This is a genomic window from Methanoregula sp. (assembly GCF_035543475.1).
Taxonomy (GTDB): Archaea; Halobacteriota; Methanomicrobia; order Methanomicrobiales; family Methanospirillaceae; genus Methanoregula.
This window is the reverse complement of the sequence record NZ_DATKKA010000006.1, coordinates 101,222-125,583: the sequence shown is the minus strand read 5'-3', so window position 1 is coordinate 125,583 and position 24,362 is coordinate 101,222. Positions and strand designations below refer to the sequence as shown.

Here is a 24,362-nt window from a genome sequence, read left to right as displayed (position 1 = left end):
CGGGGGTGATAAAAACCTGCTGAAATCATCCGACGGGACTCCCTGCATGGACGTGAGAACCGTACCCTGGTAACAGTCCGGGCCGTTCTTTTTCCTTCTCGCAAAGGAATGATTCGCTAAAAAAAGGGTTACCGGTATTTTTCCTGTTCCAGCACCGCGTCGGTGATCACGAGCGCGAGCATGGCCTCTGCCACGGGGAGGATCCGGGGCACGATGCAGGGGTCGTGTCGCCCGCCGACCCGGATCTCTGTTGCGTTCCCGTGGATGTCCCGGGTCTGCTGGACTTTTGCAATGGACGGCGTGGGTTTCACCGCAATGCGCACCACGATGTCCTGGCCGGAGGAGATTCCGCCGAGGATGCCGCCGGCATGGTTGCTCTTGAAACCGGCCGCGGTCATCTGGTCGTTGTTCTCGCTCCCGAATTTAGCCGCCACCGCAAAACCGTCGCCGATCTCGACTCCCTTGACCGCCCCGATTCCCATCATGGCCCCGGCGATCGCCGCATCGAGCTTCCCGAAGACGGGGTCGCCAAGACCCACCGGGCAGCCGGTGGCGAGGATCTCTGCGATCCCGCCGACGGAGTCCCCTGCCGCCCGTGCTGCAATGATCTCCGCTGCGATCTTATCGGGATCGGTTTTGTTGTGGACCGAGAGGATCCGGCCGGTAACCGCGATCCCCCTACCGGCCAGGAACTTCAGGGCCACCGCTCCTGCCGCCACCCTGCCCACGGTCTCGCGCCCCGAGCTCCTTCCTCCCCCACGGTAGTCCCGGATGCCGTACTTGGCCTGGTACGTGAAATCAGCGTGGCCGGGCCGGAACTTTTCCCTGATTGCCTCGTAGTCGTGCGAGTGCATATTCTGGTTCCGGACCAGGAGTGCGACCGGTGCACCGGTGGTCTTTCCCTCGCAGACGCCCGAGAGGATCTCGACAGTGTCGGTCTCGTCCCGTGCCGAAACGAGCGGTGAGGTGCCCGGCCGGCGCCGGTCGAGCAGCGGCTGGATGTCGGTGGTGGAGAGCGCGAGCCGGGCCGGGCAGCCGTCGATGATGCAGCCCACGGCCGGCCCATGGCTCTCGCCAAAGGTCGTTATCCGGAAATTCTTGCCAAACGTGTTCATGCCAGTATCTCCCGTAGTGTGGTGTCAGGTATCTCGATCCCGAAGAAGAGCCGGAACTGCTCCTGTGCCTGGTAGATGAAGATCTCGGTGCCGGTAATCGTGGTGCATCCCGCTTTCCGTGCGGCCGCGATCAGGGGGGTGACCGGAGGAGTGTACACAAGATCACATACGGTCATCTCCTTTTTGAGCTGATCGTCCCGGAGCGGGCTGTTTGTGTCCGGCTGCATCCCGACCGGGGTGGCGTTCACCACGAGATCCGGGTCTGCCTTCTCAAAGTCATCCCACGCCCCCCACCGGCAGCCGGCCCTTCCTGCGAGGGCGCGGGCCTTCTCCGGCGTCCGGTTCAGGATGGTGACCTCCATGCCGAGGTCCATGAGCGCATAGGCTGCCGCTGCCGCAACGCCCCCGGCCCCAAGCAGTACTGCGCGGGTGCCGGTAAGTCCGGCAAGGGGTTTTCTGATCCCCAGCCAGTCGGTGTTCCAGCCGTACGCAGTCCCGCAGGCAAAGACCACCGTGTTTGCCGCCCCGATCTGCAGCGCCGCATCATCGATCTCATCCAGGCAGCTCATGATGTCCTGCTTGAAGGGGATGGTGACCGAGAGCCCTTTTGCATCGATCGCCCGGGCAGTCTCCATGATGGGCCCGATGGCCGGCGCTTCAAACCTCGTGTAGTGGCAGTTGAGCCGGTAGCGTTCAAAGAGGGAGTTGAAGAGATGGGGACTCCTGCTGTGGCCGCAGGGCCAGCCGGCAACGCCGAGAAACCGGGTCTGCGGGTCATGACCGGGACCGGTGAGCCGGGCCTCCAGCTGCACTCGTTCCGGTGCCGGGAGCGGGGTCTGTGCGAACCACCGCACTGCCGCCTCGCGGGCTGCATCCGGGATATTCCCGTTCCGGAGCAGCCCGAGGATCCGGCGGGCCGCCCCGTGATTCGTGGTCTTACCCGTTTCCACGCAGAAGTCGGCCGCCGCGGCATAGGCCGGCCTCCGGCGGGCGAGCATCTCTGCAACCTCCGCTTCCGGAGGGAGCGTGGTGAGTGCCGGGCGGGGTGCCTGTGCGAGGCGGCGGCCGATAATTTCGGGATCCGCGGTCAGCAGGACGCATGTGCTCTCCTTTCTCAGGTGCTCCATGTTTGCCGGGTCCATGACCACTCCCCCGCCGGTAGCAACCACGACATCGTGGCCCGGGAGGCTGGCGATTACCTCGCGTTCCCGTGCCCGGAACCGGGCCTCGCCCTCATCCCGGAAGATCTCCGGGATGGGCCGGCCGGCCTGCTGCTCGATGAGAGCATCGGTGTCGAGAAATGGCACACCCAGATCCTGGGCAAGTACCGAGCCGACCGCGGTCTTGCCGGTCCCGCGGTAGCCGAACAGGACGATCCGTCTCATTCCATCACCTGGGCGAGCACGTCCCAGAACCCGGGGAAAGACTTGTTCACGCAGTCTGCACAGGTGATCGAGACCCCGCCAACCCCCAGGCCGAGGACCGCAAAGCTCATCGCGGTCCGGTGGTCGTTTGCCGGGTCGATCCTCCCGCCATGGAGGGGAGCGGGCTGGATCACGATCCGGTCGCTCTCTGCGGTTACCTTCCCGCCCAGCTGGTTGAGGCGGTCTGCCGTGATCGCAATCCGGTCGCTCTCCTTGTACTTCAGGTGGCCGATGCCGGTAATGATAGTCGGGGTCTTTGCCACGGCCGCCACCATGCAGAGGGTCTGGACGGTGTCGGGGGCCGAGGACATATCTATGGTGATGCCGTCAAGCGGGCCCTCGTGCTCTATTGTTACGCCGTCATGCGCGAAGATCACCTCGCAGCCCATCTGCTGGAGCGCGGTAAGGAAGAACCGGTCGCCCTGCACGGAGTCAGGCGAGAGGCCGGCGACCGTTACTTTGCCCCCGCAGATCGCGGCGAGCGCAAAGAAGTACGAGGCCGAGGAATAGTCTCCCTCGATCACGAACGTGCGCCCGGTGTAGCGATCCGTATTACTGACGGAAAACCTCCGGTAGCCCTCGCGCCGGATCGCCGCGCCAAAGTCCGTCATGACCCCGGCCGTGATGTCGAGGTACGACTGCGAGGCGGGCTGGCCGGTGATTGCAAGGTCCACCGGGTGTTCTGCATAGGGGGCCGCCATCAGGATCGAGGAGGCGAACTGGCTGCTCGCCGACCCGTCGATGGTGGTGCGGCCGCCGCGGAGGGTCCCCCCGATCGTGACCGGGGGAAAGCCGGGCTTTCGGGAAAAATCCACCCTGGCCCCGAGGGTTGTGAGGGTGTCTGCGAGCGGTCCCACCGGCCGTTCCTGCATCCGGGCGCTGCCGGTCAGGGTGACCGGGTGGTCGGCGAGGAGCGCGAGCGTGGCAAGCAGGCGCAGCGAGGTGCCGGAATTATCCAGGTCGAGCTCTGTCCCCGGCGGGCAGGAAAGCGAGCCATTGCAGCCAACGACGGTGATATCGTCCCCCTCTGCCCGGATCGGGACACCGAGCTTTTCCAGAGCAGCGGCGGTGAGCCGCGTGTCATCGGCCATGAGCGGGTGGATGAGCGTGCTCGTCCCCCGGGCCAGCGCCGCCGCGATCAGGGCGCGGTGGGTGTAACTCTTGGAGGGCGGGGCGGTGACCGAAAGGTCGATGTTGCGCCGCTCAGGAAGGGTGACGATCATGGCGGCACCCCGATCCTCGGGTAGCACCCGAGGTTCCGGACCGCCGTGATCGCTTCGAGTTCCCGGAGCGCCTCGTCCGCCGGCCCGCTGATGGCATAATCGAGGAAGAAGACGTACTTCCCCATCCCCCGTTTTGACGGCCGGGACTCGATCCGGGTGAGGTTGATCTTCCTTTTTGCAAAGACCCCGAGGAGGTCGTAGAGCAGCCCGGCCCGGTCCGTGTCGGGGTCGATGAGGATGCTGCACTTCCCGGACCGGCAGCCCGGCCCGGGGTGCTTTGCTATCCTGACAAACCTCGTGGTGTTCTCCGGGTTGTTCTCGACATGCTCCACGATCACCGGCATGTGGTAGATCGCGGCCGCCGAGACCGAGAGGATTGCGCCGGCGTTCGGGGTCTTTTTTGCCTCGATGGCACTCGCGGCATTGCTGCTCGTGTGGATCACGGGCACCTCCATGATCTCGAGAAATCCGCTGCACTGCTCGTGGGTCTGCGGGTGAGCGTAGATCACCCGGATCTTGTCGCGCGGGACAAGCGAGGCCAGGTTATGGTGGATGGGCATGTACATCTCGCCGGTGATGAAGAGAGAGTACCGCAGGAGGCCGTCCAGTGTCTCGCCCACCCCGCCGGCCTCGGAGTTCTCGATCGGGACGATCCCGTCGCCGTTCTCGGCAGCCACGCTTGCAAAGATGGAATGGATGGTGGGTTCGAGCACGATGGTGTCACTTTTGAGCCGGAGCGCGAGCTCGTGGGAGAAGGTCCCCTCGGGACCAAGCGTGATGACCGTCATTTCTTCACCATGCATTCGATCAAAGCGTCGGTGAGCACCTGTCCGCGCCCGCAGTAGGCGCCGAGGTGTTCGGTGTCGCGGGAGAAGAATGCTGCAAACGCTTCCGGGTCACCGGACGCCACGATCTCCGCGAGTTCCCCGGCTGCCGCCCTGCAGGCGTCGAGCACCGGGGGTACGAACGGGTTTTCCTGGAGGATATCGCCGTAGAGTGCCGGGTCCTGCGAGAGGAGCCGGCCCACGAGCGAGAGCTCGATCTGGTACACCGGGCTCATGAACGGCCCGGTCTTTTCTATATCCACGCCCAGCCTCCGGATGGAATCGGCCATGCAGATCGTGACAAAGTGGGTGAGCCCCTGGACGATAGCCATCATCCGGTCATGCTCCTCCGGTGTCGCAATCGTGCAGACCGCCCCTTCGCTCGTGAAAATACGCCGGAGATCGGAGAGCGTTGTCCCGTTAACCCGTGCCGGGCACATGACGATCGTCTGGCGGGCAATGGAGGAGACGGTGGGCCCGAACATGGGGTGGAGCCCGATCACCTGCGCCTTTGACGCAAGCATCGCTGCCACCGGCCCTGCCTTGAGCGAGGTGAAGTCGCAGAGGAGCTGGTCTTCTCTTAAGAGCGGGGCTATTTCTCCTATGACCCGGATCGTGTCCCGGATGGGGACCGAGACTACCACGAGGTCGCAGGTCAGTGCGATGTCTTTACTGGTGACCGGCGTTGACCGTCCCGATACCATCACGCTGTAGCCCGCCCGCTCAAAGACGGGTGCAAAAAGCTTACCCATCTTCCCGGTGCCGCCGATGATGCCTGCCTTCATGCTCACTTCTCGCGGATCGTCTCTTTGACGGCCATGCCAAAATGCCTGCCGCCTTCAAGGGAGCAGCCGAGGATCTTGTTGCCTGGTGCCAGGTTCACGACCGAGATCGCGTTCCCCTCGGGAGTCACGAGCCGGATCGTCTCTGCGTTCTGGAGGATGAGGCTTGCCTTTGCGCCGCCTTCGCCCTCGGCCTCCACAAGGAGGAGAGGCCGGCGCTCAATCTTGGTGCGGCCTACAATCGCGGACCGTCCCGCGCCCTTGTGGTCGGCCACGAGCACCTGGCCCCCGATGGCAAGATCGGAGAGGTACGCGGTCTTGCCGTCGGGCATCAGGATGTAGGCATGCACTGCGCCGGCGTTTACCCGGAACGGGCGGGGGGCCACGTACGGGTTTTCCAGCGTCTCGGCATGGACAAGGAGCATGGCAGAGGAGGTGTTTCCCATCAGCATCCCGTCGCCGTCAGCAAGCATCGAGCAGGTGTCCACGCAGACCCGGTCGCCCATGCCCACGGGGACGATCTTTGTCACCGTGAAGGGCACAAGCCGGACGCTGCCGGAGGCGTTTTTTATAAGCGCTGCAACCGCTTTAACGACCGCAGGGTCCGTGGTTTTGAGGAGGATCCCGTACACGCCTTTCTCGAGGACGTGGAGCGCGAGCTCCGCCTCGTGGACGTTTTTGACCGCCGCAATGATCTTATCCGACTGGGCCACGAGGTTTTCGAGCGGGATGACCGTCCAGTCGCTCGTGGTCACGATCACGATCCTGTTTTTGCCTTTCTGCGCTGCCTCGTTCTCGCTTGCCTTGTCCGTGATCGTGCACTCGATCACATCTTTTCCGGGCACGAGATCGCCGTCCGGGGCAATGGTGGTGATCCTACCCAGGCGCCTGACCTCGCCGGCCTTCTCTGCCACAACCGCATCCGCTCCGCTCTCGATCGCGGTGGTCACGACGTTCTTGTTCCACGGCCGGGCATCCACCCAGAACTGCTTCATTTACTGCTTCTCCAGCGCTTTTTTGGGGTCAACGTTGTGGTGGACAACGCGGCAGATGGACTGGACAAAGGCCCGGGTGTTGTCACGCTGGAAGGCGTTCCTCCCCATGCAGACGCCCGCTCCCCCAGCCGCTACCGACTCGCGGATCATTTCGAGGGATTCAAGGTCGCTGCACTTCTCACCGCCGGCAACAAAGACCGGCACCGAGCAGGCTTTCGTGATCCGGGAAAAGGCCTCGGCACTGCCCGGGTAACTGGTCTTGATCATGTCAGCGCCGAGCTCTTCAGCCACCCTGACGCACTGCCCGATGGTCTGGGGCGAGGTGGGGTCGATGCCCTTGCCCCGCGGGTAGATCATGACCAGGAGCGGCATGCCCCAGCGGTTGCAGTCCCGGACAATCTTTGCGCCTGACTCCAGCATCTTTGACTCGTTCGGGGCGCCAAGGTTGATGTGGATGGAGACCGCATCGGCCCCGAGGGCAATCGCCTCTTCCACGGTGCAGACAAGCACCTTGTCATTGGGGTCCGGGTTGAGCGAGGTGCTCCCGGAGAGGTGCACGAAAAGCCCGATGTCCCGCCCGTGCCTGCGGTGTCCTCTCTTGACCATGCCCTTATGGAGCACGATCGCGTTTGCGCCGCCCTCGCTCACGTCTGTAATAACCTTGGTCATGTCAAGCAGGCCGTCGATCTGGCCCATGGAAAACCCGTGGTCCATGGGGATGATTACGGCCCTGCCGGTGTTCCTGTCAATGATCCGTTCGATCCTGATATCTTTTCCAATCATGATTTCCACCTCACTTGAGAATTTTCAGCGCTTCCTCGACGCTCTTGTTCTGGTGCACGATGCATGCCGCTGCACGGACAAACTTGTCCGGGGTCCGGTGCTGGAAGGCGTTCCGGCCAATCGAGATCCCGGCCGCTCCCCCCGCCATGGCCCCTTCAATTAATTCCAGTGTTATGCGGTCATCCGTCTTTGAACCTCCGGCGACCACCACGGGCACGGGACAACCGCGGGTCACTTCGCGGAAGGACTCAGGGTCACCGGTGTACACAGTTTTTACGATATCGGCGCCGAGCTCTGCTGCCACCCGGGCCGCGAGCTTCACATGGTCGAGGTCGTTTGCCACCTTGATGTTCTTCCCGCGGGGATACATCATCGCAAGGAGCGGCATCCCCCACTCCATGCATTCGACCGCGACCGTCCCGAGATCCGTGAGCATCGTTGCCTCGGACTCCGCCCCGATGTTCACGTGCATCGAGACCGCATCGGCGCCCATCTTGATCGCGTTTGTCACCGAGTTCACGAGCACCTTCTCATTCGGGTCCGGCGCAAGCTTCGTGCTTGCCGACAGGTGCAGGATGAGCCCGATGTCCCGGCCGCCCTGGCGGTGTCCGTGCAGCGCAAGGCCCACGTGGCCGATCACGGCATTGGCCCCTCCGTCCGCGATCAGGTTCACGGTCTGGCCCATATCGATCAGGCCCGGGATCGGCCCGTCCGAGACCCCGTGATCCATCGGCACGATGATCGTTTTCTTCGTATTGCGGTTCATGATCCTTTCCAGACGAATTTCTTTACCTCTCATAATCAACAACTCCCCCTTCAACGCGAACAGAATGGTAAGCAGCGAAGGGAATTACCGGTACCGGGGATAATACCCGAAACCGAACCAGCTAAAGAAGCTAAAATAGCCAAAGACGCGATAGCCGATGCTCCTCGCCTTGGTGTTTTCAGAAACGGAACTTAGTATGCTCCGGACGGGTGCAACGCTCTCAGAGATAAAGACATTCCCGAGGGAAAAAACCCTCACGGGTGCGGGTGCATCCTTCCTGCATGATTATTGGTTGGAGCCGGGGGTATATAATTGTGTGTGCTAAGGAGTAGCATGGTTGGGGGAGGGGGGTAAACCTAAAATCAAATTTATGCGGGGAGAGTGAAGGGAGCAAACCTCAAATTAAAAGAGTTAATGATTTTTCGAAAGAACGACAATTTCGAACTATATCAATCGCAATATTTCTTATTCGGTCTTTTTCAATTATTTTCTTCTCTTCTTTTGAGTACCCGATTTCTCCAACACTTTTCAATACCTCTTCAAGAAAAGACACATCGACATTTGCCCAATCTGTGAATGACGATACACCACATTTTTTTTGAATTTTTGAATAATTTTTAATTAAAAAATCTTTTTCTGATGGAAAAATACCGGGTACTAAAATGTTGAATGGTAAAACTGACAATATTTCAGAAATTCCAATTTCAGATTGATGGATTACATTCCATACGTCTTGATTCGATAATGAGGCTCCTTCAATAAAATATGAGGAAATATCATAGCCCCTTTTTAAATTTAAATTTGTAAAGTCTCCATTTTTGGGGATAGACATCTGTTTGGCATTGATTCCATCGATTGGGAATATTCCGATAAATGATTCTTGAGCGAACCCCTCTGATAATTCCTCAAATTTTCTCATTAAATCCTCGCTTGAGTGAAAATTCTCATTTGGTCTAAATATATAAGTGGAGAATGAATGAGATTCTTTGAACCATGGGATATTGCGGGGATATATTCTTCCCCCAGTAAAACCCGGTTGCAGTTTAATGTAAGATTCGATCGAAATTGGCAGTTTATTTGCAATAATAACAAATGTTCGTGAATATTTTGTCCTCTCTCGTAAATCGCGTTCCAATCTTCTTAAGGTCTCTTGATTTACACCATATGTATCCAGCTTTCCCTCTTTGATGAGTTTTATTAATGTATATCGAAGTTCTTCGGATTGTTTTAATTTTTCAATCGCATACTGAAAAGCAATAATATCTTTGTTAAATCTCTTAGAAAATTCATGTAAAAGGACGAAATAGTCGCAATTTTGGTTTTCGAATAACTCGTTTAGGGTATACTTTTTTTCAGAATGGAATAGTCTATCGTAAGCATTTAACATCATTTTCACATTAGGTGAAATATCTTCAAAAGAGATATTGAAGGAATCAAGATATATCTTTAGAGCCACATTAATTTCAGGCTTTTTCTTTTGTTCGAATTCATGGCATAATGCCATTAAAACCAAAATATTTTTTTGAGTTGGAGATAATTGATTGAACCCTGTCTGGTTTTCAACCCAATAACGGAAAGCTTGCTCTTGATTTAAAAAATTGCTAGAAGAAATCTTTAAAAATTTTTGATCAATTCTAGGATTATAAAAAGAAAAGATTATGTCAAATTTATTTTGATTCTCTTCTCTTCGCTTTAAGGAATCTCGGATATCTTTGATTATATCTCCTTGTCCGAAATATGCTAGTATTCGCTCAATTATCCATAGAATTCCATTTAGGATTCTATCGAAAAATTTCATTATTACAAATACTATCTTCTTATTAAGAATAATGTTTCCGTTATAGTGTATAACTTTTTCAAAATAATAGTAGATGTCACTTTACTGGATCCTTTTTGGGCAGATTCACTGCACACTCTTCTCTGTAATTGATCCGCCGCGAGCCCTCCCACCCTTTTTTATTGTCAATCTTCCAATGCCCTCTTATGAAACTCATCGCATTCAACGGCAGTCCCCGGAAAAAGTGGAACACCGCAACGCTCCTTGAACATGCGCTCAAAGGCGCAAAATCCGAAGGGGCTAAAACCGAACTCATCCATCTCTACGACCTGGACTACAAGGGCTGCACCAGCTGCTTTGCCTGCAAGAGGATCGGGGGAAAGAGCTATGGGCACTGTGCCATAAAGGACGATCTCCATCCGGTCTTTAAAAAAGTCGGGGCCGCGGATGCAATCCTCATTGGTTCCCCCATTTACTACGCAATTACGACCGGCGAGACCCGGTGCTTCCTCGAACGGCTGATGTTCCAGTACTCGGTCTACGATAAAGAGCGGACTACACTCTTCGGCCGGAAGATCCGGACCGGGTTCATCTACACAGCCGGGGCAAAGGATGAGATGGTAAAGGAGATGGGCTTTGACCGCAATACGCAGCTGACCGAGATGGCGATGGCCCGGATCTTCGGGTCCTGCGAGTCGATGTTTGTCACCGATACGCTCCAGTTCAGTGACTATTCGAAGTATGTCTCCACGCTCTTTGACCCGGTGGAGAAGAAGAGACACCGGGACGTGCAGTTCCCAAAGGACTGCAAAAAGGCGTACGAGCTCGGTGCCCGACTGGTCAGGAAAGCGGAGTGAGCTTTTCCGGTAATTGCTCCTCCGCGGGGGCATCCCTTCGGAAGCGGCGGCACTCCTCGCCTGTGGGGTATGGGGGCATTAGCCCCCATTCTCTAGATCAGACCTGCGTTATTCCGGGCCCGTATTGAGCCCGGATGGTCTCTTTTTGGATACCATCGGAGCCCAATTTGGCCTCCGATTTAAAATAAGCCCAAATAGGCCTTATTTTGGCAATCGGACAAAATATAGCGTTCACGTATCGCGATTTTAAGGCCCGATCTCAGGCAAAACGGGCATTTGTGCGATCCCGGGAAAAGAGGCCGAAAAACGGCCTTTATGGGCCGTTTACGGGCATTATATGGGGCTCAATTTGGGCTTATTTTGGCAAACGGGGGCATTATTGGCATTTAATTTTCAGGACGGGGAATCGGACGGTTTTACGGGCGTATTTTCGTGGGTACTCCCTCTGCCGTTAACGGTCCCGGCATTCGACACGTTCACCATCTGGTACAGCTGTGCAATTGCCGTCAATGTCTTGAATCCCTTGTCCGTGATAATGTAATCCCCCCGCTCGTGCCGCTGGAGGATCATGCCCGCATCGGCAAGTTTCCGGATATGGAAAAGGAGATTTCCGCCACGGAGCCCGGTCAGCTGGGAGATATCCGAGAACGTTCGCGTCCCGGTGGAAAGTGCCCTGAGGATCTGGAACCGCGGGGGACTTGCCACGGGTTCGAGAAGATCTCTTACCACTGCATCATCGGGTACCCCGGAAAAATCGGTATCGGTTTCGTTCTTCTTCCGGTAAATTCCAAGCGTCTGCATCAGGCCGACCTGGTTCTCAAAGAGCCGGCCAAGCTCCGTAAAGCAGGTGGAGCACTCCTCTTTTTTGCCTTTTTTCCTGAGTGCCGCCATTTTCTCGCGGTATGACTGGATCAGCTCTTCGGAGACGGTACCCTCGGCAATGTGCCGGGCTGAGTTCTCAAGGAACTCCGTAAATGCCCCGTAGCAGGTCGTCTTCATGGGACAGTTTTCCACCATCCGAAGTGAGAGATCTGCTTTGGCAGAACCGATCTGCTGGTCCGCAAATGCCCCGGCGTACTCTTTCCGGATCCCGCCCAGCACTGCGTCCACGTGCTGCTGGTTTGCCCGTTCAACGAACCGCTTGAGATCCGTTCGGAGCCCGGATATCTCCGCTTTCAGCTCGCGGATCTCGGTCAGTGTCCCTGCTGGTGTGCCCATAATCTTCCCATCCGTATCGATCCTGTCGGATAATGACCGTGTGGGTCATTTTTCTGTACCGGGAATTGTTTGTATATTTTTCTGACGCTCATGTATATATTCATAACTTAACAATCGTTAACCGGTGAAACAAATGCCTACATGGAAACACACAGGAAAAGAAGTATCGATGGCAAAGGCTGAAGAATCCCTCAAGGCGATCAAGGGCGCATGTTTCGGATGCGGAACTCACAATGCTGATTGCTCGATCGCAAAGGCAGCCGGCGAGATCTCCGGCATGATCGGTAGCGAGCCATCAGTAAAGGAACAGATCCATGCACAGATTGCCGGTGCACTCAAAGGCGCGAAGTTCCCGGTCAAGACCCCAAAAGACCTGATCGCGGCGTTCCCGGATGGGGCCAACACTACCTGCCAGGTTGGGGATCTGAAGATGACCGCAGGTGAAGCGGGAAAACTCCTCAAGGCATCGGACTTCCCCTTTAAGAGTGCAAAGGTTGTCGCTGACGTCATTGTCGAGCGGGCAGGACTGTAATCCCATCAAAAGATCATTCGGAGTGAATTTACCATGGTGAAATTAACCGCAGAGATGAAGGAAGCATTTGGCAAAATGAAGATCTTCCCGGTTGCAACCGCGTCAAAAGATGGTACCCCAAACGTGGTCCCCATCGGTGTTGTCGAACTTGTCAGCGATGACACGATCTGGATCACGGACAACTTCATGCACAAGTCGCTTGAAAACCTTACGGCAAACCCGAAGATCGCGCTCTACGTCTGGGGCCCGGAGATCAAGGGCTGTTTCCAGATCAAGGGCCATGCATCTGTAAAGACCAGCGGTAAAGATTTCGATGCGATGAAGGCAACGATCAACAAAAAGAATCCGGCCTTACCTGCACGTTCCCTTATCATCGTGAAGATCACCGAGGTTTTCGAATGCCAGCCGGGCCCGAACGCCGGCAAAAAAATCCTTTAATCTTTTTTACGTTCCGTTTAATGAAGGACAGCCGGGGCTCTGTAAAGTCTGCGGGTGGCGACATATTTTCCTCGACGAAGGCTTAATGCAATCACCATAAGGCTTGACAGAACCTGAGCAGGCCCCGGCAGGGGTTTCGCATGATGAGCCCGCACAATACCCCCGCCTCACAATACGGGCTTCCCTTCCGGCGCTTCTTTCCGGCCACCGGCGCCCACTTCACAACCGGAGATTGTGTCGGAGAGTGCTATACTATAGGGAGATAGATCAGCTTCAAGGTGATGAAGAGAAACAGGGAACCTGTCGCCGCGATAATTGCATATCTCTGGGGGATTGCATGGACTTTTTCCATCGCGGCCATCCAGATGTACCCGTTCCAGACAAGAAACACAACAAAGAGAACAAACTCACCGTAAATAATGGCCATTATCGCCCAGAGAGGGATCATCATGACAGATTGTGGAGAAAGAAAAGGACTGGTAAGAACTTCAATGAGTGTTACCAGGGCGACGGGCAGCATCCCGTAACCGGCACACCTGAACGTTGCCGGAAAGGTTCCCGTGCCGGAAAAGAAACTGCAGATCGCAAACAGGCATAGTGAGACCAAAAACCAGGTAATAAAGGGACCGGCCACGTTCATGATGATTTCAGGCAGGGTGACAATGACCGTTACCGGAATGGTATGCGGGAGGATGAGGCCCGGAAAATAGGGCGCTATCAGCGAAAGCAGGCTGATGCTTCCGACAATAAGGGCCGGGACAAGATAATCCGGGGTCTCCGTGGTTTTCCGTGCAAAGAAAGTATCGGGATGGAAAAGAAGATCAAGAAAATCTGACGACATGGGTACACGACATATTCACTCTCATTTATTTTATTTTATCATGTACGGGTGAACTGGCAGGTTCCTTCCCGGTAATACTCATCCCCTCAGGGAAATGCTCCCCGTTTTTAAAAAAGAGGATCCCCTGGTCTTTCTCACCGGTCCCCGACCACTGCGTACACGAACGATGACGTGGTGAGGAGTTCCCGTCCTTCCTTCTTCCTGATGAAATACAGGCGCCGGTAATCGTCCCCGGGCACAATCCGGATCCGGGAAAAGCCCCGTGCGCGGAGAAACGCTCCCGGGCCTTCCTTTGGCATCGAAAACAGGATCGGTTCGCCATGGCGGGCGGTATGTTTCCCGAAATCTTCTCTTGTCTTTCGGGATGAGGAATCCGTATCGTCACCGGTTTCCTCGGGATAATCGAAGAGCACGGCGCTGTTTTGTCCGGAGTTATTGACCACAAAGGACAGGATCGCGTCAATGGCCCGGGGGGTAAGGTACATGATCACGCCTTCCATGACAAAAAGGGTCTTTTTCACCGGGAAATACCCGGAATCCAAAAGAAGGCTGCCCAAATCCTGCGTCTCAAGATCAACCGGGACATACACGACATCTTCGGGAAGCCCGCCAAAAATTTCCGCAATCTTCTCTTTTTTTACCTGCTGGGTATCGGGATGATCGACCTCAAAGACCCGCACGCGGCCCTCGAGTTCCTTGATCCGGTACGGCCGGGTATCGTACCCCGCACCCAGGATCACCAGCTGGACAAGTCCGGTCTTTGCCGCAAGCGTGATGACATCGTCAAAATGCCGGGCCCGTGCAACGACATAATTCCGGAGCCCGGGGAAATGGGTGTCGGTATATTCGGTCAGGTCGTCGAGGCGGTCGGGATCGGTAAACTGGATCGCGTACGGATCGTAGCATACCCGCTGGTCTACCGGCAGCATCGATTCGGCTGCCCGGAATGCGGCCACCCTCTCCGCAGTCAGGCTGGGCCCGGAGCGGGTGTGGTCCCGGGGGGGATCACGGGCTCTGTCTGGTTGTTCCATACAAGAGCCATTTTTTCTGGAAGATTATGAGTTTTTTTATTGTGCCATTCCCGGGGAGACATCCCGCCGGCCCCTCAGTTTTTTCCCGGCAGGGGACCCCCCACGCAGGATCTAGAAATACATCCTGCTCCCGAGAAATGCCAGGTACAGGCAACCACCGACAACCGTCAGCGTGGTAAACCCGGCAAGGAGCACCGCGAACCATACGATCCCGCCAAGGATGATCTCCATCTCGTTTAATGCCTGCCCGTGTACGCCTGGTCCATTTTTTATTACCTGTGTATTCATGTCAGATGAACTCCGATTGGCACGTATCTTTCCGGCTCCAGCCTATATATTCCTCAGATGGCCCGCGTGAAATCATTGAACCTGCAGGTTAGTACCATCAGGACCAAAAAGATCGCGGGCGTCATGCGTTCAGTCTTTCATCCGTCCCGTTCCGCATGCACCGGTCCATGGGGAAACGCTCCGGACCGGGGCCCGGATCCGGGCCATTACTGCAATAAAAACTGCACTCAACGACGGATATATGGGGTGTAGCGGCAAGTGTTTTGTATTATGGGATGCTGGGCCTATCCGTACCTGTGTCTGTGCTGCAAGTGGGCGTGCCTCTGTCAGGCTTCCTGGGTCTGCATTTAAGCAGCAGGAACTCCCGTCCCTGCGGGGCGGCAGCCACTGCAACAGGAGAGGGGGGGCAGATCCTCCCTCTCGTTTTCTTTGACCGTACCGGATGGGGGCGTTTTCACGCGAAAAAACCATTCCATGAGCGTTGCCGGAAAACGCCCGGGTTTGTTACCGGTACCCGTGCGAACAGGTCCCCGCAGATCCTTTCCGTAACCAACGATTTTTTTTCAGGGAGTATCCGGGGCCGTCCTGTTCTGCGGGCGGCCCTGCTCCCGGCCCGGTTGTTTCATAAGGATCCCGCAACCGGCAAACGTAGGGTACCTGCGCAGTACCGGCTTCCGCATTTCGGTGTTCCCGCACATCATGTTATACGCTGGGACAACCTATTCTCTTATACATAAACGGTTTTGGGCATACATACGATCGCGCCCGATCCTGGTGATCGATCAACAGCGATCCTTGACCTCCCCTGAGAAACCTTTTTTGTAGTAAGGATCGATAAAATCCCGGATCTGGCAATTGTTGCCGCCGGTCGAATCAGTATATCTAAGAGTAGTAAGCAATGGCCAAACAAGCATTAAAATCGGTAGTTGTGGGAACACATTCCGGCTATATCATCCGCTGGACCTGTCCCCTGTGTTATTCAGACAATGTCATTATCAACCGGACCCCGGCGGAGTTTTTCAAGGCCTCCCGGGATTCCTCGTGCCGGCAGTGCAGGAAGCGTTCAACCATCGCAACTCCCTGCTTTCATAAGTAACCGGCATCACCCTTTTTTACCCTTGAGGCTTCCGGGAAAATCCGCCCCCTCCTTTCTAGAAGCCTTTTGTAGTAGCACCGTCTACAGATGATACATCATATCCCGTGATTATCATGACAGAAAAGAAAGGGCACTTTGAGAAGGGGCTCTGGGTGGAAGACCCCGCCCCGGCCCCGGCAAAGGAGGAGAACCCGATCGATCTCCGCCTGACCGCCGCCACCAAATCGGTCCTCTCCGCAATGGATGATCTCGCAAAGGTCACCCGCGACCTCGTGGCTACCGATGAGGGCAAGAAGCACATCGAGAAGACCGTAAAGGACACGACAACGCATGTCCAGAAGTCCTTTGACGATCTCCTTACCCGGGCGAAAGCTGAAGTGGAGAAGGCAAAGGCCGAGCTGAACAAACCCCCCGTGGTAAAGAAGTAACCCGGTACCCGGGTACTGCCCCCGGGGATACCCCTGGCCACCTTTTTTCCGAACGCTGTTTTGTACCCTGCGGGATAACCCGCAACAAAGGATCGCCCCGGATTTTCTCTTTTTCCCGGATAATTGCCCGGACTTCCTTCGGGGTGCACAGAGATTTATCGTAAACCGGCTCGTGGCGGTGGACAGGGTGGGATGAGGTTGATCTTCCTCATCCCGTGTTCTTTTGGATCCACGCTACGTACTTGTCCATCCAGTTCTGGAGGTAAGCCCTGCTCCCGGCCCCGATGTTTCCGTCAGGATCAAACATGCCCTCCCGCATCTGGAGATAGGCCTCGGGCTGGCGCATCACTGCGACATCGAGGTAGGAGAGGACATTACGGAGGTGCTGCTGGGCCATTGCCGTCCCGATTGCCCCGGTGGAGACGCCTATGATCCCCGCCGGTTTTCCCGCCCACGCACTCTGGCCGGTGGGGCGGGAGCCGCAATCGAGCGCATTCTTGAGCACGCCCGGGATGGAACGGTTGTACTCCGGGGAGACAAAGAGCAGGCCGTCAGCAGCCTTAATCCCGTCCTTCATCCGGACAATTGCGGCAGCCGGGTGGTCGTCGTTGTCCTGGTTGTACAGCGGCAGGTCGGCGATCTGCACCTGCGTAAAGGAAAATCCGGGCGGAGCGAGCCGGGTGAGGCCGGTGGCAAGTTTCTGGTTAAGTGAGTCCTTCCTGAGACTCCCGACAAGTACGGCGATCTGGTACTGGCTCATACAACGTACATTTTCGTCCCGGGATATCTAGGTGCCTTTTGAGGATGGCGAAAGGGGGGCGGGCAGGTTCTCTTTTGATCCTCTCCGTTCCGGAGATCGCCCGCACGGCCAGACCATTTTTCAGAAACGATTCCTTAATGGCAGCGATCCCTTATCTTACAAAAGAAGTAGGCAATGCACATATAGCAGTACCAGCATGTCTTCGGTTGTGAACCGCCCGGACAGTGTTTCATAGGATTGCATCATCACGCGATCGGCATATAGCTGGCGATGAGTGAAAAAATTTCTGCAGTCGAAAAAAAGGGGTTGACCGATCCTCTGCCCCACCCGGCCGGCGCGGGTAATGGCTGCAGCAGGAGAGGTGGCTACCGGTCGGGGGAATCCGACCCTGCCCCGCAGATCCTGGGATCGGCAGCCGGGCTTTTCCCGTTTGCACTGTTTTTTATCCCGAAGACAAAGTAGATCGCAAGGCCGACGAGCATCCAGATCACAAAACGTACCTGCGTTATGGCCGGCAGCACGAGGATCAGGACAGCGCAGGAGACAATGCAGAGGATGGGGACATACGGCATGGCCGGGCACCTGAACGGCCGTTCGAGGTGCGGCTGGCTCCTCCGCAAAAGAATGATCCCGAAGGCAACGACCATGAACGCCGCGAGTGTGCCGATGTTTACCAGTTCCGCGATCAGGCCCAGCGGCAGCAGGCCGGCAACGAGCGCGGTCGAGAGGCCCACGAGAAGCGTCACTTTCGCCGGCGTATGGAATGTCTTGTGGATATCGGAGAAAAACGCCGGGAGCAGGCCGTCCCGCGCCATCGCAAAGAAGATCCGGGTCTGGCCGTAGAGGGTGACAAGGATCACTGACGTGATCCCGCAGAGGGCGCCCAGCGAAACGAGCAATGCTCCCCCGTGGACCCCGATCCGGGTCAGGGCATCTGCGACCGGGGCACTGGTGCCCAGTTCGCCATAGGGGATCACGCCCGTAAGCACGGCGGCAACGCCCACGTACAGGAGGATGACCACGGAGACCGACCCGATGATCCCGATCGGCAGGTTCTTCTGGGGATTCTCGATCTCCTCGGCCGCGGTCATGACCGAGTCAAAGCCGATGTAGGCAAAAAAGACGATCGCGGCCCCGGCAAAGACCCCGGTCCAGCCAAACGGCATGAACGGGTGCCAGTTGACCGCATCGATATGGGAGTAACAGAGGAAAAAGAAGAGCAGGATCACCGCGATGTTGACCACCACGATGATCGTGTTGAGCCGGATGCTCTCTTTTACCCCGACAATCAGGAGGGCCGTAATGGCAAGGATGATCAGCATCGCGGGGAGGTTGAAGAACCCTCCCCCGGTGCCCGGGGGATTGACAAGGGCCGGGGGGAGGAGGATGCCGATATCGGCAAGCAGGCTCGTTACGTACGCCGACCAGCCAACCGCGACCGCTGCGATCGAGACCGCGTACTCGAGGATCAGGTCCCACCCGATGATCCACGCCCAGATCTCCCCGAAGCTGGCGTAGCAGTAGGTATAGGCGCTCCCGGCCACCGGCACCATCGAGGAGAACTCGGCATAGCAGAGGGCCGCAAGCATGCAGACGATACCCGAGATAACAAAGGAGAGGATGATCGCAGGGCCGGAGTAGTCGGCCGCGGCAACGCCGGTGATGACAAAGATGCCGGTCCCGACCACGGCCCCGATCCCGAGGAGGACCAGTTCCAGGGGGCTGATGACCCGGTGGAGGGCGTGCTCCCCGGAACAGTGGGCCACCAGTTCGCTGATCGGTTTTTTCTTAAACATCGCGTGGTCGCGGAGCGACTGGAGAAAGGTTGCCATGTTCTGTCCTCGGTGTGCCGGTGCCGGTTGCGGGAATGGATGCGTTACTGCCCCTGCCCGGCCCCGGCACAGGGAGGTTGGGGGTGCTCATGGCGATCATTTGCCAGAAAAAAGACAAAAGATCCAGGCAGGCACCGCGGACCGGTTACGGGATTGGTAAAGGGTAATTGACAATAAAATCGCATAAACCAAGCGATAACTGAAAAAATAATTGCGCTTATGCCCCGGTTTAGCATACCGCCGGTCCCCCTGGGCGGATAATTCCCCGGGAGATCCTGCCGGGAGAAGTGTCCGGAGCAGGAACGAGGGCAGCAACGGGTGAAAAAAGTTCTGCACACAACACCACGGCATTTGCCCGGAACCTTGATGATACCCGGTGGGAAGATACAACGCTATGTGCATCCGGTACTCGCTGGTATGCATCGATAACCTCTGCGGGAGGTTCCGGGTCGTCGACCCCGCGATCGGGTTTGGGCCCCACTTCAGCATTGCCCCGGGCAGTACCAACCCCGTGATCGTGGCGCACGAGCGGGCAGAGGCAAGGATGATGCAGTGGGGGCTTGTCCCGCACTGGGCCCGGGACATCATCTCGCTGCACCGCCCGGCCAATGCCCGGGCCGAAAATCTTGCAGAGAAGCCGATGTTCCGGGAACTCCTCCATACCCGGCGCTGCCTGGTACCAGCGAGCGGTTTTTTCGAGTGGAAGGAGCAGTGGGGAAAGAAGATCCCGTACTACTTCCATAAGCCCGGCGATCCGGTCTTTGCCTTTGCCGGGCTGTACGACATCTGGCAGAACCCGGCGGGCATGACGCTTGCCACCTATACGATCATCACGACCCCGGCAAACAGCGTGGTTGCCCCGGTCCACCACCGGATGCCCGCGATCCTCCGGCAGGAGGACGAGATCCGCTGGGTCTCCCGCGAACCGATCCCGCTGGAGGAGATACACCGGATCCTTGCGCCGGCACCTCCTGAGAGCCTCGCGGTGTACGCGGTCTCGGAGCGGGTCAATGACCTGCAGGTGGACGACGAGCGGGTGATCGCGCCGGTACAGGGGTTCTAAGGCTACCGGGGGCTGTCCCCAGAATCCTGTTTTAGAGAAATTCTCAAAAGCAACAGAACAACGCTCCGGGGGGCTCCCGCAAACCTCCGTCCCCGCCGCTGTACCCTCCCCCGCTTAACAATGATGTTGTATTACCTGCACTCCTGAATTGCCCGGCGGTTCGTTTGCATGTACGGGTAATGCCGGGAGCATCGCGATTGCGCCTCGCCCCTCCCGGGGGACGCACCGGCATGGAAGAGGGGGACTCTCATCTCTTTCTCATGTGATCTCTCCAGAGCAGAAAATTCCGTCCCGTTCCCCGGAACCGCAAACCAAAAACCATGTGTGCCCTGAAAAGAATATCCCGGTACCATGCTGAGCGGCGATCTCTTCGGGACCCATGACTATGTTGCATTCCTCCTTGCCGGGATCGCCCTCAACCTCGTGCCCGGCCAGGACACCCTTTACATCATGGGAAGGAGCCTTGCACAGGGGCGTACTGCCGGCATCGTTTCGGTGCTGGGGGTCGGTTCCGGCTGCCTTGTCCATATCACCGCGGCGGCACTCGGGCTCTACGCCATCCTTGCCCTCTGGCCGGTTGCATTTACCGCCGTCATCATGCTCGGCGGGCTGTACCTGGTCTGGCTGGGGATCAGCACGTGGCTGCACCGGAAGGGTGCCCGGCCTGGTGCCGGCCGCATCCCGGGAGGACCTCCGGGTGGTGTACCGCCAGGGCGCCCTCACCAACCTCCTCAACCCGAAGGTGGCGCTCTTCTTTTTGGCGTTTTTACCGGAATTTATCGATCCCGCCGCCGGCTATGGGGCGATCCCGTTCCTCTTCCTGGGCGGGACCTTCATGCTCACCGGTACCATCTGGTGCCTGATCGTTGCGCTCGGGGCATCCGCCTTTGCCGACGCCCTGCGGGAAAACCCGAAGATCCAGGCCGGCTTCGATCTCTTCGCAAGCCTGCTCTTTGTCGGGCTGGGGGCCGGGATCCTGCTGACCCACCTGTGAGCCGGGTTAATGCAAAAGTTACCGGCCCGCCGGATCAGGGTTTCCCGTCAAACCGGAACGAACCCTTCGGGACTGCGATCTCGAAGCGGGCACCCTTCCCCGGCTCCCCGGTCTCCCTGATGGTGATCCCGGTCAGCGAGAGGATCTCGCGGGCCAGGAAGAGCCCCAGCCCGGTGTTCTTCCCGAACCCCCGGTCGAAGATCCTCTCCTTGTTCTCGTACGGGACCCCGGCACCATCGTCCTCGCAGACGATGATGTTGTGACCGTCCCGGTCCACGAGGTAAAAGCGGAGGATGGAGAGGGTGGATCCCCCGTACCGGACGGCATTTTCCACGAGGTTGTAGATCACCTTGAGGAGCATCGGGTCGGAGAAGATCTCGACCCCGGTCGGGATCTCGTTTTTCACGGCAATCTTCCCCAGGGAGACCTGCCGTACCGCGGTCTGGACGAGCGTATGGAGATCCTGCCAGACAAGGTCGGGTTTCCGCACGGTCTCGTACGTGCTCGCGAACTGGATCATGGAAGCGATCCGGGTGCTCACCTGGGAGAGCCAGGCAAAGTACATCTCGAGCGACGGGTCCTTCACCTTCTCGTGGAGGAGCTCAAGGAAACCGTTCAGGGCCACCAGCTGGTTGTTGATGTCGTGCCGGGTCACGTTCGTGAGGAGGGCAAGGCTCCGGTTTGCCTGCCGGAGTTCCTCCTCGGCACGCCGGATCCCGGTCACGTCGCGGAGGGCGCCGATCAGGACCTCCCTTCCTTTGAGGGTGGTAGCGTTTACCGTGATCTCGACGGGGAAGACGCTGCCGTCCTTGCGCTTGTGGTACCGGTCGCGGATGGACGGGGTGGCCTGGTTGATCGCAAGCTTTGTGGCATCCGACTCCGCCGAGAGGGCGGTGATGGGTTGTCCCAAAAGTTCCTCGCGCCCGTACCCGTGCATAAGCGCGAGTGCTTCGTTGCAGTCGAGGATGGTCCCGGTGGCCTGGTCTACCACGGCGATCCCGTCGGACTCTGCCGCAAAGATGCTGCGGTACTCCGCTTCGGTCTCCCGGAGCGCCTGTTCGGATTTTTTCCGGTCCGTAATATCATGTGCCGACCCGACCAGGTGGGTACAGGTTCCGTCCTTGTCAAAGATAGGTGCGATGCTGATCTCACCGGTCAGCATCCCTGATGGGTACATGGAGGTCTCCTCCCAGCGCACCAGCGCCCTGGTTTCAATGGCCTTGTGGTATTTTTCCCGGACAAAAGAGAGGGACTCCGGTGGGATCACCTCCTCGACCGTTTTTCCGATTACCCGCCCGGGGGGAATGCCCGTGATCAGGGAAAAGGCCCGGTTGACCGATGTGAAACGGTACTGCCCGCCGGGTTCTACGGCCAGCTGGAAGATTGCGTCAGCCACCGTGTTGTAGATCGAAGTCAGGCACTGTTCGTTCTCGAAGAGCTCCTGCTTCTCTTTTCTCTTTTCGGTGACATCGGCGCCAATGGAGAAGAGGCCGGCAAACTCCCCGTTACCGTCAAAGAGGGGCCGGTTGTGCCACTGGATCCAGACCCGCCGGCCATCGCGGGTGATGTTCTCGTTCTCGTTTGTGGTATAGCGTTCGGGGTGGCGGATGATGTCAGCGATCATCTGCTGTAAGTCTTTTTCCGACCCCGACTCCGTGGGCGGGACGATGGTTCCCATAACAGGCTTTCCCACGATCTCGTCCCGGGAATACCCGAAGAACTGCGCCGCGTATCCGTTTGCAAAGGTGATCGTCCCGGTCTTGTCCCATTTCAGGATAATATTGTCCGCAGTCTCGACCAGGTCACGGTACTTTTCCTCGCTTTCCTTTAGCTGCTGCTCGGCCCGTTTCCTCCGGGTGATGTCCCGGAGGATGACCAGGCCCGCCGGCTCCCCGTGGTACCGGAACGGCGCTATCGAGGATTCGATATCGATGGGCGTCCCGTCCATCCTGATATACACCGTCTCCTTGAGCCCGGCCGGCCTGCGTTCCTCGATCACCGTCCGGGCCCGCCCGTGGATATCCCCGTGGCACGACGGGTGGATCCGGTCGAACAGCGAGGTATGGAGCAGCTCTTGCGCTGACGCTGCCCCCATCAGGCGGACCATGGCGGGGTTGACGTAGGCGAACCGGTCCCCGGCGATGATATAGATGGGATCGGGTGCTGTCTCTACCAGTTGCCGGAAATTCTCCTCGTTCTCCTGGATCAGCTGCGCACTCCGGGCCAGCTCCTGGAACTGGCTGCGCTGCTCCTGTTCGGCAGCGGAGAGCTCATCGTACGCGGCCCGGAGCTCCTTTTCTGCCTTCTTCTGTTCGGTGATGTCACGGATGGATTCAATGGCGCCGGCGACCAGCCCGTTCCCGTCCAGGAGGAGGCTTGCCTTCCCCCAGATATGGACCGGCGTCCCGTCAGGCTTCTGAAACGTGGTCTCGGCGGTCAGCACCCGGTTGCCATGGATGGTGTAGAGATAATGCTCTTCCTCGTACCGGGCATCTGGAGAAAGGATGAGGTCGGCGAGCATCGGGCGGCGTTCATGGTAGAAGGCCATGGCGTGCTCGTACCGGTCCTTCCCGAGGATCTCCGCGGGCCGGATCCCGGTGATCTCCTCCATGGCCCGGTTCCACGTGATCACGGTCCCGGCCTTGTCGATCGCAAAGGTGGGATCGGGCAGGAAGTTGATAATGTCCGCCTCGCGCCGCTCGTGCTCCCGGAGGCGTGACTCCGCCCAGCGCTTCTGGACTGCGTGCCGGACCTTAAACGAGAGCTCGGTGAACTGGGCGAGCGGCTCCCCGCCTTTCTGGAGGTAGAAGTCTGCCCCTTCGTTTAAGGCCTGGATGACAATCTCCTCGCGGCCCCGGCCGGAAAAGAGGATGAACGGGATGGTCTTTCCCGACGACCGCACCTTCTTTAGAAACTCGATGCCGTCCATCACGGGCATCTGGTAGTCGGAGATGATCGCATCGTACTCCCGGGTGGCAAGCAGATCCAGCGCCTCCGTGGCCGAGGCAATAACGTCGACGGAGAACTGCCCGCTCCGTTCAAGGAAGAGCTTGCCTACCTCAAGCAGGCTCTCCTCGTCATCGACATAAAGGATAGAGATCATACCTATCGGCCCGGGCCACTCCGCGGTACTTCCTGATTAGTGATTGGATTATATGGGTATTTGTCTTTCCTCCAGAAGAGCGGCGCCTGGACAAAGAGGATTGCACCGCACCTGCCGGCAGAAGGATCCGGTCCGATATAACGGGATACAACAAAAAAACGGGGGTGATTGGCGGCACCGGGGAGATGCGCC

At 57.8% G+C, this 24,362-nt stretch carries 23 protein-coding genes and 1 pseudogene; 7 read left to right on the top strand and 17 right to left on the bottom strand.

Annotation, left to right across the window (positions count from 1 at the left end; genetic code table 11):
- Positions 1-128: 128 nt before the first annotated feature.
- The 9 genes from aroC to VMS83_RS02040 form a co-directional block, all read right to left on the bottom strand.
- Entirely contained in the window at positions 129-1,115 is a 987-nt protein-coding gene (gene aroC, locus VMS83_RS02080; RefSeq protein ID WP_325409377.1) for a chorismate synthase, read from the bottom strand.
- Positions 1,112-2,500, bottom strand: coding sequence for a shikimate dehydrogenase (gene aroE, locus VMS83_RS02075; RefSeq protein ID WP_325409375.1), 1,389 nt, complete (start codon positions 2,498-2,500; stop codon positions 1,112-1,114). The genes aroC and aroE overlap by 4 nt, the downstream gene beginning before the upstream one ends.
- On the bottom strand, positions 2,497-3,762 hold the full coding sequence (gene aroA / locus VMS83_RS02070) for a 3-phosphoshikimate 1-carboxyvinyltransferase (RefSeq protein WP_325409374.1): 1,266 nt from the start codon (positions 3,760-3,762) through the stop codon (positions 2,497-2,499). The genes aroE and aroA overlap by 4 nt, the downstream gene beginning before the upstream one ends.
- Complete coding sequence (locus VMS83_RS02065) at positions 3,759-4,550, bottom strand: prephenate dehydratase (protein ID WP_325409372.1); 792 nt, start codon at positions 4,548-4,550, stop codon at positions 3,759-3,761. Before VMS83_RS02065 ends, aroA begins: the two co-directional genes overlap by 4 nt.
- Complete coding sequence (locus VMS83_RS02060; protein ID WP_325409370.1) at positions 4,547-5,371, bottom strand: prephenate dehydrogenase/arogenate dehydrogenase family protein; 825 nt, start codon at positions 5,369-5,371, stop codon at positions 4,547-4,549. The genes VMS83_RS02065 and VMS83_RS02060 overlap by 4 nt, the downstream gene beginning before the upstream one ends.
- Before the next feature lie 2 nt (positions 5,372-5,373).
- Positions 5,374-6,363: a 3-dehydroquinate synthase II gene (locus VMS83_RS02055; protein WP_325409368.1), complete on the bottom strand. Its 990-nt coding sequence runs from the start codon at positions 6,361-6,363 to the stop codon at positions 5,374-5,376.
- Positions 6,364-7,146, bottom strand: coding sequence for a 2-amino-3,7-dideoxy-D-threo-hept-6-ulosonate synthase (locus VMS83_RS02050; protein WP_325409366.1), 783 nt, complete (start codon positions 7,144-7,146; stop codon positions 6,364-6,366).
- 10 nt (positions 7,147-7,156) lie between these two features.
- Complete coding sequence (locus tag VMS83_RS02045; protein WP_325409364.1) at positions 7,157-7,945, bottom strand: 2-amino-3,7-dideoxy-D-threo-hept-6-ulosonate synthase; 789 nt, start codon at positions 7,943-7,945, stop codon at positions 7,157-7,159.
- A 364-nt stretch (positions 7,946-8,309) separates the two neighbouring features.
- Positions 8,310-9,710, bottom strand: a complete 1,401-nt coding sequence (locus tag VMS83_RS02040; protein WP_325409362.1) for a hypothetical protein — start codon at positions 9,708-9,710, stop codon at positions 8,310-8,312.
- 185 nt (positions 9,711-9,895) lie between these two features.
- Here VMS83_RS02040 and VMS83_RS02035 point away from each other — a divergent pair, with 185 nt between their 5' ends.
- Positions 9,896-10,546: a flavodoxin family protein gene (locus VMS83_RS02035; protein ID WP_325409360.1), complete on the top strand. Its 651-nt coding sequence runs from the start codon at positions 9,896-9,898 to the stop codon at positions 10,544-10,546.
- Between the two features lie 393 nt (positions 10,547-10,939).
- On the opposite strand, the gene VMS83_RS02030 is transcribed toward VMS83_RS02035, so the two are convergent.
- Positions 10,940-11,764, bottom strand: a complete 825-nt coding sequence (locus VMS83_RS02030; protein ID WP_325409359.1) for a winged helix-turn-helix domain-containing protein — start codon at positions 11,762-11,764, stop codon at positions 10,940-10,942.
- 133 nt (positions 11,765-11,897) lie between these two features.
- Between VMS83_RS02030 and VMS83_RS02025 the strand changes: the two genes are divergently transcribed.
- Both VMS83_RS02025 and VMS83_RS02020 read left to right on the top strand, forming a co-directional pair.
- Complete coding sequence (locus VMS83_RS02025) at positions 11,898-12,296, top strand: MTH865 family protein (protein WP_325409358.1); 399 nt, start codon at positions 11,898-11,900, stop codon at positions 12,294-12,296.
- Positions 12,297-12,329: 33 nt separating this feature from the next.
- Entirely contained in the window at positions 12,330-12,734 is a 405-nt protein-coding gene (locus tag VMS83_RS02020; protein ID WP_325409356.1) for a pyridoxamine 5'-phosphate oxidase family protein, read from the top strand.
- Between the two features lie 247 nt (positions 12,735-12,981).
- Here VMS83_RS02020 and VMS83_RS02015 read toward each other — a convergent pair whose 3' ends face one another.
- The 3 genes from VMS83_RS02015 to VMS83_RS02005 form a co-directional block, all read right to left on the bottom strand.
- Positions 12,982-13,575, bottom strand: coding sequence for a Yip1 family protein (locus VMS83_RS02015; protein ID WP_325409354.1), 594 nt, complete (start codon positions 13,573-13,575; stop codon positions 12,982-12,984).
- Positions 13,576-13,709: 134 nt separating this feature from the next.
- Positions 13,710-14,606, bottom strand: coding sequence for a class I SAM-dependent methyltransferase (locus VMS83_RS02010; RefSeq protein ID WP_325409352.1), 897 nt, complete (start codon positions 14,604-14,606; stop codon positions 13,710-13,712).
- A 111-nt stretch (positions 14,607-14,717) separates the two neighbouring features.
- A complete protein-coding gene (locus VMS83_RS02005) occupies positions 14,718-14,894 on the bottom strand; it encodes a hypothetical protein (RefSeq protein ID WP_325409350.1) in 177 nt (58 codons plus the stop codon).
- 898 nt (positions 14,895-15,792) lie between these two features.
- Here VMS83_RS02005 and VMS83_RS02000 point away from each other — a divergent pair.
- Together VMS83_RS02000 and VMS83_RS01995 are read left to right on the top strand one after the other, a co-directional pair.
- Positions 15,793-15,990 carry a hypothetical protein gene (locus VMS83_RS02000; RefSeq protein ID WP_325409348.1) on the top strand — a complete coding sequence of 66 codons (198 nt, stop codon included), beginning with the start codon at positions 15,793-15,795 and terminating at the stop codon, positions 15,988-15,990.
- Positions 15,991-16,103: 113 nt separating this feature from the next.
- Positions 16,104-16,418, top strand: a complete 315-nt coding sequence (locus VMS83_RS01995) for a hypothetical protein (RefSeq protein WP_325409346.1) — start codon at positions 16,104-16,106, stop codon at positions 16,416-16,418.
- Between the two features lie 208 nt (positions 16,419-16,626).
- Here VMS83_RS01995 and VMS83_RS01990 read toward each other — a convergent pair whose 3' ends face one another.
- Together VMS83_RS01990 and VMS83_RS01985 are read right to left on the bottom strand one after the other, a co-directional pair.
- Positions 16,627-17,178 (bottom strand): NAD(P)H-dependent oxidoreductase, encoded by a 552-nt coding sequence (locus tag VMS83_RS01990; protein ID WP_325409344.1) that lies wholly within the window; start codon positions 17,176-17,178, stop codon positions 16,627-16,629.
- 365 nt (positions 17,179-17,543) lie between these two features.
- Entirely contained in the window at positions 17,544-19,010 is a 1,467-nt protein-coding gene (locus tag VMS83_RS01985) for an amino acid permease (RefSeq protein WP_325409342.1), read from the bottom strand.
- A 394-nt stretch (positions 19,011-19,404) separates the two neighbouring features.
- Here VMS83_RS01985 and VMS83_RS01980 point away from each other — a divergent pair, with 394 nt between their 5' ends.
- Complete coding sequence (locus tag VMS83_RS01980) at positions 19,405-20,073, top strand: SOS response-associated peptidase (RefSeq protein WP_325409340.1); 669 nt, start codon at positions 19,405-19,407, stop codon at positions 20,071-20,073.
- A 258-nt stretch (positions 20,074-20,331) separates the two neighbouring features.
- Here VMS83_RS01980 and VMS83_RS01975 read toward each other — a convergent pair whose 3' ends face one another.
- A complete protein-coding gene (locus tag VMS83_RS01975; RefSeq protein ID WP_325409425.1) occupies positions 20,332-20,601 on the bottom strand; it encodes a hypothetical protein in 270 nt (89 codons plus the stop codon).
- Between VMS83_RS01975 and VMS83_RS01970 the strand changes: the two are divergent.
- Positions 20,524-21,067 (top strand): annotated as a pseudogene (locus tag VMS83_RS01970) (LysE family translocator). The gene VMS83_RS01975 and the pseudogene VMS83_RS01970 overlap by 78 nt on opposite strands.
- 34 nt (positions 21,068-21,101) lie before the next feature.
- Here VMS83_RS01970 and VMS83_RS01965 read toward each other — a convergent pair.
- On the bottom strand, positions 21,102-24,170 hold the full coding sequence (locus VMS83_RS01965; RefSeq protein ID WP_325409336.1) for a PAS domain S-box protein: 3,069 nt from the start codon (positions 24,168-24,170) through the stop codon (positions 21,102-21,104).
- Positions 24,171-24,362: the final 192 nt, after the last annotated feature.

Coding starts and splice junctions, on each gene's coding strand:
- VMS83_RS02005 (WP_325409350.1), bottom strand. CDS start 14,894: ATGAATACACAGGTAATAAAAAATGGACCAGGCGTACACGGGCAGGCA.
- VMS83_RS02065 (WP_325409372.1), bottom strand. CDS start 4,550: ATGACGGTCATCACGCTTGGTCCCGAGGGGACCTTCTCCCACGAGCTC.
- VMS83_RS01995 (WP_325409346.1), top strand. CDS start 16,104: ATGACAGAAAAGAAAGGGCACTTTGAGAAGGGGCTCTGGGTGGAAGAC.
- VMS83_RS02055 (WP_325409368.1), bottom strand. CDS start 6,363: ATGAAGCAGTTCTGGGTGGATGCCCGGCCGTGGAACAAGAACGTCGTG.
- VMS83_RS02025 (WP_325409358.1), top strand. CDS start 11,898: ATGCCTACATGGAAACACACAGGAAAAGAAGTATCGATGGCAAAGGCT.
- VMS83_RS01990 (WP_325409344.1), bottom strand. CDS start 17,178: ATGAGCCAGTACCAGATCGCCGTACTTGTCGGGAGTCTCAGGAAGGAC.
- VMS83_RS02000 (WP_325409348.1), top strand. CDS start 15,793: ATGGCCAAACAAGCATTAAAATCGGTAGTTGTGGGAACACATTCCGGC.
- VMS83_RS02060 (WP_325409370.1), bottom strand. CDS start 5,371: ATGAAGGCAGGCATCATCGGCGGCACCGGGAAGATGGGTAAGCTTTTT.
- VMS83_RS02045 (WP_325409364.1), bottom strand. CDS start 7,945: ATGAGAGGTAAAGAAATTCGTCTGGAAAGGATCATGAACCGCAATACG.
- VMS83_RS02050 (WP_325409366.1), bottom strand. CDS start 7,146: ATGATTGGAAAAGATATCAGGATCGAACGGATCATTGACAGGAACACC.
- VMS83_RS01965 (WP_325409336.1), bottom strand. CDS start 24,170: ATGATCTCTATCCTTTATGTCGATGACGAGGAGAGCCTGCTTGAGGTA.
- aroC (WP_325409377.1), bottom strand. CDS start 1,115: ATGAACACGTTTGGCAAGAATTTCCGGATAACGACCTTTGGCGAGAGC.
- VMS83_RS02020 (WP_325409356.1), top strand. CDS start 12,330: ATGGTGAAATTAACCGCAGAGATGAAGGAAGCATTTGGCAAAATGAAG.
- VMS83_RS01985 (WP_325409342.1), bottom strand. CDS start 19,010: ATGGCAACCTTTCTCCAGTCGCTCCGCGACCACGCGATGTTTAAGAAA.
- VMS83_RS01975 (WP_325409425.1), bottom strand. CDS start 20,601: ATGGACAAGGCAGCCGGAACCGACCCCCAGCACCGAAACGATGCCGGC.
- VMS83_RS02010 (WP_325409352.1), bottom strand. CDS start 14,606: ATGGAACAACCAGACAGAGCCCGTGATCCCCCCCGGGACCACACCCGC.
- VMS83_RS02040 (WP_325409362.1), bottom strand. CDS start 9,710: ATGAAATTTTTCGATAGAATCCTAAATGGAATTCTATGGATAATTGAG.
- VMS83_RS02035 (WP_325409360.1), top strand. CDS start 9,896: ATGAAACTCATCGCATTCAACGGCAGTCCCCGGAAAAAGTGGAACACC.
- aroE (WP_325409375.1), bottom strand. CDS start 2,500: ATGAGACGGATCGTCCTGTTCGGCTACCGCGGGACCGGCAAGACCGCG.
- VMS83_RS02030 (WP_325409359.1), bottom strand. CDS start 11,764: ATGGGCACACCAGCAGGGACACTGACCGAGATCCGCGAGCTGAAAGCG.
- VMS83_RS01980 (WP_325409340.1), top strand. CDS start 19,405: ATGTGCATCCGGTACTCGCTGGTATGCATCGATAACCTCTGCGGGAGG.
- aroA (WP_325409374.1), bottom strand. CDS start 3,762: ATGATCGTCACCCTTCCTGAGCGGCGCAACATCGACCTTTCGGTCACC.
- VMS83_RS02015 (WP_325409354.1), bottom strand. CDS start 13,575: ATGTCGTCAGATTTTCTTGATCTTCTTTTCCATCCCGATACTTTCTTT.